Consider the following 877-nt stretch of genomic DNA (forward strand, 5'->3'; position numbering starts at 1 on the left):
TTCTTCATAATCATGTAATAACCGAATGAATAAATTCATCAATGGAACGTCAAAAATCAAATAAGGTCGTATGGATTGATCATCACTGCTTATAGAAGGCTTTTGAAAATTAGATAAGAAAATGTACCAACCCTCTTTCGGAATGACGAACGATAAGTAATGAATCATCAACCTCCTAATGTCGTTTTCATTCCCTTGAATAAAATATCCAGATTTACGTTCTGAATAAACATACAGATTATAAGGCTTTAATTCTTCTTTTAGTTTTTTGATATCGTCAAGTATTGTATTTCTACTTACTTGAAAAAGCTCGCGAATATCTTCTAGAAAATAAGCTTTTTCCTGACCTACAATGTGAATATAAATCCACGCTTTTCTTTCTGTGGGGGAAAATTCATAGTACGTCATTCCAGACAAGGAATAATTAGTCAGCATTTCCTTTTTAGTTAGCTCATCAATATATAAGCCTTGTCCTCTTACTTGTTTAATTTCAGTAAAATGATGTTCCTTCAACCAATCATTTACTTTATCAAGATCACTGTAAATCGTGCGTCGCGACACGTTTAATAAAGCAGCAAGTTCTTGAACATTTATATATGAATCCTGTTTCAATAGTTGATTTAAAACTGCCATACTACGCTGATCCATCTTTTTCCCCCTAACTCTATAGTTCATAAGTAGTATGTCCTATGCTTGTTTTTTTATACGTTTGATAAAAAAGTGCAACCAAACAACAATGTTATATAGAACGTCATCGGTAAACTCAATCTTAAAATTTTCTTCATAATCATGTAATAACCGAATGAATAAATTCATCAATGGAACGTCAAAAATCAAATAAGGTCGTATGGATTGATCATCACTGCTTATAGAAGGC

At 31.9% G+C, this 877-nt stretch carries 2 protein-coding genes; both read right to left on the reverse strand.

Annotated elements, in window-relative coordinates:
• Positions 1 to 648: BglG family transcription antiterminator (locus ACFFIS_RS09765; RefSeq protein ID WP_390187253.1), on the reverse strand; the 648-nt coding region annotated here is incomplete at its 3' end.
• A 39-nt stretch (positions 649 to 687) separates the two neighbouring features.
• Positions 688 to 877, reverse strand: a 190-nt coding sequence (locus ACFFIS_RS09770) for a PRD domain-containing protein (protein ID WP_390187255.1), incomplete at its 5' end; no start/stop codon positions are given.

This window comes from Paracerasibacillus soli (assembly GCF_042432965.1).
GTDB classification, from domain to species: Bacteria; Bacillota; Bacilli; order Bacillales; family Amphibacillaceae; genus Paracerasibacillus; species Paracerasibacillus soli.